This is a genomic window from Dietzia sp. CW19, assembly GCF_014145265.1.
GTDB lineage: Bacteria > Actinomycetota > Actinomycetes > Mycobacteriales > Mycobacteriaceae > Dietzia > Dietzia natronolimnaea.
The window spans coordinates 1-5,615 of the sequence record NZ_JAALEE010000013.1 but is presented as its reverse complement, the minus strand read 5'-3'; the positions used below and the strand labels follow the sequence as shown (position 1 = coordinate 5,615).

6 protein-coding genes, 1 tRNA gene and 1 pseudogene are annotated in these 5,615 nt (G+C 68.1%); 2 read left to right on the top strand and 6 right to left on the bottom strand.

Annotated elements, in window-relative coordinates; all coding sequences use genetic code 11:
- Positions 1–239: 239 nt before the first annotated feature.
- Both rpsI and rplM read right to left on the bottom strand, forming a co-directional pair.
- A complete protein-coding gene (gene rpsI, locus G6021_RS00585) occupies positions 240–665 on the bottom strand; it encodes a 30S ribosomal protein S9 (RefSeq protein WP_259847906.1) in 426 nt (141 codons plus the stop codon).
- Positions 666–778: 113 nt separating this feature from the next.
- Entirely contained in the window at positions 779–1,222 is a 444-nt protein-coding gene (gene rplM / locus G6021_RS00580) for a 50S ribosomal protein L13 (RefSeq protein ID WP_107748654.1), read from the bottom strand.
- Between the two features lie 214 nt (positions 1,223–1,436).
- Here rplM and G6021_RS00575 point away from each other — a divergent pair.
- Positions 1,437–1,512: transfer RNA gene (locus G6021_RS00575), tRNA-Arg, on the top strand.
- 228 nt (positions 1,513–1,740) lie between these two features.
- Complete coding sequence (locus G6021_RS00570) at positions 1,741–2,067, top strand: hypothetical protein (RefSeq protein ID WP_182618028.1); 327 nt, start codon at positions 1,741–1,743, stop codon at positions 2,065–2,067.
- A gap of 81 nt (positions 2,068–2,148) precedes the next feature.
- Here G6021_RS00570 and G6021_RS00565 read toward each other — a convergent pair whose 3' ends face one another.
- From G6021_RS00565 to G6021_RS00550, 4 genes and pseudogenes are all read right to left on the bottom strand, one after another.
- Positions 2,149–2,622 (bottom strand): hypothetical protein, encoded by a 474-nt coding sequence (locus tag G6021_RS00565; RefSeq protein ID WP_241730590.1) that lies wholly within the window; start codon positions 2,620–2,622, stop codon positions 2,149–2,151.
- Positions 2,623–2,862: 240 nt separating this feature from the next.
- Positions 2,863–4,485 carry a cation acetate symporter gene (locus G6021_RS00560; RefSeq protein WP_179524676.1) on the bottom strand — a complete coding sequence of 541 codons (1,623 nt, stop codon included), beginning with the start codon at positions 4,483–4,485 and terminating at the stop codon, positions 2,863–2,865.
- Positions 4,485–4,775, bottom strand: a complete 291-nt coding sequence (locus tag G6021_RS00555; RefSeq protein WP_179524675.1) for a DUF485 domain-containing protein — start codon at positions 4,773–4,775, stop codon at positions 4,485–4,487. Before G6021_RS00555 ends, G6021_RS00560 begins: the two co-directional genes overlap by 1 nt.
- A 278-nt stretch (positions 4,776–5,053) precedes the next feature.
- Positions 5,054–5,615 (bottom strand): annotated as a pseudogene (locus G6021_RS00550) (hypothetical protein); the annotation flags it as partial.

Here is a 5,615-nt window from a genome sequence, read left to right as displayed (position 1 = left end):
CTCCGAGGCGGACGGCCAGGTCCACGGTGAGCGTCCGATTGGCGAGTCCGCGAACCCCGTCGGTGCCGAACAGTCGGGTCATGGTGCGTGATCCTCCGGGGTAGTGGGACCGCCACCGCACTGGGGGTGGGTGTTCCGGACCGGGTAAGGATAGCCCCGGCCGTGAGGTCCCTTGGAAAACGAGCCAGAGCAGGCCCCCGCGATCGCGGGCGCCTGCTCTGGGGTGTCGAGCGCGGAGATCAGCGCTTCGAGTACTGCGGGGCCTTACGGGCCTTCTTGAGGCCGGCCTTCTTGCGCTCGACGGCGCGGGCGTCCCGGGTGAGGAAGCCGGCCTTCTTGAGCGCCGGGCGGTCGTCCGGCGCGTACTGGATCAGCGCGCGGGCGATGGCCAGACGCAGCGCGCCGGCCTGTCCGGAGGGGCCACCACCGTGGAGCAGCGCCACGATGTCGAACTGCTCCTCGCGCTCGACCAGGACGAGCGGCGACTTGACGAGCTGCTGGTGCACCTTGTTCGGGAAGTACTCCTCGAGGGTGCGACCGTTGAGGGTGAACTGGCCGGAGCCGGGCATGAGGCGGACGCGGGCGACGGCCTCCTTGCGACGGCCGACCGCCTGCGTCGGACCGGAGGAGACGACCGGGGCCAGCTGGGTCTCGGCGTCGGCCACGTAGTCGGTACCGCCGGCGTAGTCGGCCTCGCTGTAGTCCTCGGCGACTTCGGCGGCGAGTTCCGCCACCGTGTCATCGGCGAGCTCGGCCTCGGGGGTGATGTTCTCGTCGGTCACTGGGCCACCTGCTTGATCTCGTAGGGCACGGGCTGCTGGGCGGCGTGCGGATGCTCGGGGCCCGCGTACACCTTCAGCTTGGAGGCGACGGCACGACCGAGCTTGTTGCTCGGGAGCATGCCCTTGACGGCCTTCTCGACGACGCGGTCGGGGCGCGTGTCCATGGCCTTGCCGAGGGACTGCGACTTGAGCCCGCCCGGGAAACCGGAGTGACGGTGGTGCATGACGCGCTCGCGCTTGTTGGACGAGATCGCGACCTTGTCGGCGTTGATGATGATGACGAAGTCGCCGGTGTCGGCGTTCGGGGCGAACTGCGGCTTGTGCTTGCCACGGAGGATGTTGGCGACCTGCACGGCGAGTCGACCGAGAACCACATCAGTGGCGTCGATGACGTACCAGGCGCGCGTCACGTCCCCGGGCTTGGGGGTGTACGTGGACACAGGCAATACCTCTGTCTGTCTAGTGGGGCTGCCGGCCTGTCGGACGCCCACCCCCTCGCGCGGCGGCCGGTGGTGACCCGCGGAGGCGGTCCGTCGATCCCGGGATACGGGGACGACACGGACGCCAGCGGCCAAGCCTACCGCCCGGCTGTCGACACTCCAACTCGCCGATCACGGGACCGGCGCGGATCAGTTAGACTCTCCCCCGGTTCCCGCCCTCGTAGCTCAGTGGATAGAGCACGGCTCTCCTAAAGCCGGTGTCGGAGGTTCGATTCCTCTCGAGGGCACCACGGCGCGCGTCCGACCATCCGACGCCCGCCCCACCACCGCGGATGCCGCACGACGCCTCTCGGCCAGCCCTGACGGGACCACTGACGCTGTTGACAGCAATACATGCACGTATGACAATCTGTGCATGCCATGGACGAGTGCCGACCCGCGAGCGATCCGGCGACTCCCGTGACATCCGCCAGCCATGCCCGGCGGCGACACGCCGGCGACGACCAGGAGCGACACCGATGACCGTGACCGACCACCCCACCGCCGAGCCCCACTCGCACACCCACGGACCCGGCTGCGGTCACGAGGCCGTGGTCCACGAGGATCACGTCGACTACCTGCACGACGGTCACCTGCACCGCGAGCACGACGGCCACTACGACGAGTGCACCACCTGCTCGTGTGACAACTGCACCGACAGTTGCGCGGTGTGCACCTGTACCGACTGCACCTGCGAGACCTGTAACCACAACGTGTGCTCGTGCGACAACTGCGGGGAGCGCCACGAGTGCGCGAACTGCGTGTGCGACGACTGCTCCTGCCCGACCTGCAGGCACGCGGCCTGAGTCACGGGTAGGCCGCCCGACCGGCCGGAAGCACCCGAGCCCGCTGATGAATCATCAGCGGGCTCGGGTGCGTCACGGGGGTCAGCGTCGCAGGGTCGCGGCGAACGCCCCTGTCAACGCGAGGATCGGCAGGCCGATGAACAGATGGACTATCGCCGCGGCCAACCCGTCGAGGAACGGCACCGTCACCAGCAGCGGGAGCGCCACCGCCGCGATGATCAGCAATCCCACGGTCCAGGAGAAGAACTGCTGCGGGTTCGCCGTACCCACCAGCAGCAGGTACCAGAGGAGCCCGGCCAGGATCGCGGCCACCGCCCCGTAGACCGCGTACATGGTGGGGGTGTTGCCGCCGTTCGCCCACTGGTGGCCGAAGCGGCCGAACGCCGCCTCCACCACCCAGGCGATCAGCCACCCGGCGATCGCCGCCACGAGTGCCGTGGCGGCGACGCTGCCGAGGAACTTGCCCACGTCGATCGCGGGACCGCGGGGTTCACGGCGCTCCTGATAAGCGGCCTCGTTCGAGTAGGGCTCGTCGTACCCTGGGTCTCCGCCCATCTGCGAATACGCGCGCGAGTCGGGTTGCCCCATGCGCCGCGTCTGGTCGTCCTGTCCGGGATACATCTGTTCTGACCGCCTCCGAATCGGTGTGGTGGTCACCGAGGGTAGTCCCTTTGTCCACCGACTTCCCGTCGGTCGGGGTTCGACCCCCGGGGCGCACCGGGACGACGACGCGACCCGCCCGACCGCGTCTCGCGGTCGGGCGGGTCGGGATCGGTTCCGCCCGGGTGGGCCGGGTCAGTGGTTGATGGTCTTCTCCACACCGACGCCGGTGAGGGAGCGGACCTCCATCTCCACCCGCTTCTGCGGGAACTCGTCCTTCTTCCCGAGGAACGTGCCGATGATGCCGAGCAGGAACGCCAGCGGAATCGACACGATGCCCGGGTTGGACAGGGGGAACAGCGAGAAGTCGACACTGGTGATCATCGACTTCGGGCCACCCGAGACCGCGGGAGAGAGCGCGATCAGCACGAGTGTGCTGATCAGGCCGCCGTACATGGAGAACAGCGCACCGGTGGTGTTGAAGCGCTTCCAGAACAGCGAGTAGAGGATGGTCGGCAGGTTCGCCGACGCCGCGATGGCGAAGGCGAGGGCGACGAGGAACGCGATGTTCTGCCCCATGGCGCCGATGCCCATGATGATGGACGCGACACCGATCACCACGACGGTGATCCGGGACACGCGCAGCTGGGCCTTCTCCGTGGCCTTGCCGTGCTTGATCACACCGTTGTAGATGTCGTGGGCGAACGACGCCGAGGCGGTGATCGCCAGGCCCGCGACCACCGCGAGGATCGTCGCGAAGGCCACCGCCGAGATGATGCCGAGGAATATCTCCCCACCCAGCGCGAAGGCCAGCAACGGGGCCGCCGAGTTCACGCCACCCGGCGCCGCCTCGATGACGTCCGATCCCACCATCGCCGCGGCACCGAAGCCGAGGACCAGGGTGAACAGGTAGAAGGACCCGATGAGCGCGATCGCCCAGGTGACCGAGCGACGGGCCTCCTTGGCGGTGGGGACCGTGTAGAAGCGCATCAGCACGTGGGGCAGGCCGGCGGTACCGAAGACCAGGGCGATCGACAGGGAGATGAAGTCGAGCTTGCTGGTCTCGGTGGCGCCGTACTGCAGACCCGGGCTGAGGAGGTCCTTACCCGAGTTGGCGACGGCCTCGCCGAGGAGTGCCGAGAAGTTGCCCCGCGCCGCCACCAGGACGAACAGACACATGATCAGCACGCCACCCACGAGCAGCACGGCCTTGACCATCTGCACGTACGTGGTGCCCTTCATGCCACCGACCAGCACGTAGACGATCATCAGGATCCCGACGGCCGCGACGACGATCGCCTGGCCGGTGGAATCGTTGATGTTGAGCAGCAGGGCGACCAGACCGCCGGCGCCCGCCATCTGGGCGATGAGGTAGAACAGGCAGACCGCGAGAGTCGCCAGGGCGGCGGCCATGCGGACGGGCCGCTGGTTGAGACGGAAGCTCAGCACGTCGGCCATGGTGAACCGACCGGTGTTACGCATCAGCTCGGCGACGAGCATCAACGCCACCAGCCACGCCACCAGGAAGCCGATGGAGTAGAGGAAGCCGTCGTAACCGTTGATGGCGATGGCACCGGCGATGCCCAGGAACGAGGCCGCCGAGAGGTAGTCGCCGGCGATCGCGAACCCGTTCTGCGGCCCCGTGAAGGTGGAGCCACCGGTGTAGAAGTCCTTGGTCGACTTGGTCGACTTGGACGCCCGCAGCACCAGCGTCATGGTGACGACGATGAAGATGCCGAACACGACCATGTTGAGCAGAGTGGAGCCGACCTGCTCCCCCGGGGTGAGCTCACGGATGTTGATCAGCCAGTCGCCCATCAGGCCACCTCACCTTCCAGCTCGTGGCGGATCGCTTCCGCGCGGGGGTCGATCACCCGGTTGGCGAACCGGATGTACAGGAACGTGATGAGGAACGTGGTGACGAACTGCGCCAGACCGATGATCAGCCCCCAGGTGATGTTCCCGAAGACCCTGGTCGCCATGAAGTCGGTCGCGTAGACCGCCAGTAGCACGTACAGGAAGTACCAGACGAGGAAGGCGATCGTCATGGGGAAGACGAAGGCCCTGAACTTGCTGCGCAACTCCTGGAATTCCGGGCTGGAGTGCATCGCCTCGAAGTCAGCCGCTTCCGGGCTGCGTCGTGACGATCCTCCCACCGGGGGATCAGCTGGTTGGGACACGGAGGTCCTCCGTTTCAGTTCTCTCGAGCCACACCTCTGTAGTGATGCGCCTCACAGACTAGGACTGGAGAAGTGTGACACGGGACACAAGGGTTTGCCGAGGCCAATCCGCCCCGGGGGGCCGACGGAGGCAAACGCGGTGGTGACACCACCCCTATCGGGGGGCGGAGCCACCTCATCCGGGGGGGTCGGCGCCGGCGTCGGGGTCAGGCACCGCCCCGTCGACCGACGGCGTCGGCGAACACCCGGACGATCTCGTCGGTCGTCTGCGCGACATGACTGCTCCCCCCGGTCACCCGGGCGATCTCGGCCAGGGTCTCCGGGTCGGCGTCGTCGAGCAGGCCGACGGTCACCACGATCACCGGCTCGGACGGGTCGACCATGCCCCGGAGTGCGAGGAGGAAGTCGTCCCGGGTCAGCTCCGACACCGTGTCGTTGGCCCCGTCGGAGATCACGATGATCGAGTTGATCATGTCGGGGTCGTAGCCCGACCGGACCGCCGCGTAGGCGTCGAGCACGGTCCGGTGGAGATCCGTCCCTCCGCCGACCAGCCCGGGGAGCGACGCCAGGGCGCCGGCAAGCGAATCGCGGTGGCTCCCCTCGGGGGTGGGGGCGTCGAGGCGGGTGAGCGGGGCGACCTCGCGGTAGGGGCGCCCGTCCAGACCCGCGTCCCCACCGAAGGCCCACAGGCCGAGGGCGGCGTCGTCAGGGAACCGCGCGAGTCCCGCGTCGGCGGTCTCGACGAGTGTCCGGATCCGGGTGACCCCG

Coding starts and splice junctions, on each gene's coding strand:
- G6021_RS00570 (WP_182618028.1), top strand. CDS start 1,741: ATGACCGTGACCGACCACCCCACCGCCGAGCCCCACTCGCACACCCAC.
- G6021_RS00560 (WP_179524676.1), bottom strand. CDS start 4,485: ATGGGCGACTGGCTGATCAACATCCGTGAGCTCACCCCGGGGGAGCAG.
- G6021_RS00565 (WP_241730590.1), bottom strand. CDS start 2,622: ATGGGCGGAGACCCAGGGTACGACGAGCCCTACTCGAACGAGGCCGCT.
- G6021_RS00555 (WP_179524675.1), bottom strand. CDS start 4,775: ATGCACTCCAGCCCGGAATTCCAGGAGTTGCGCAGCAAGTTCAGGGCC.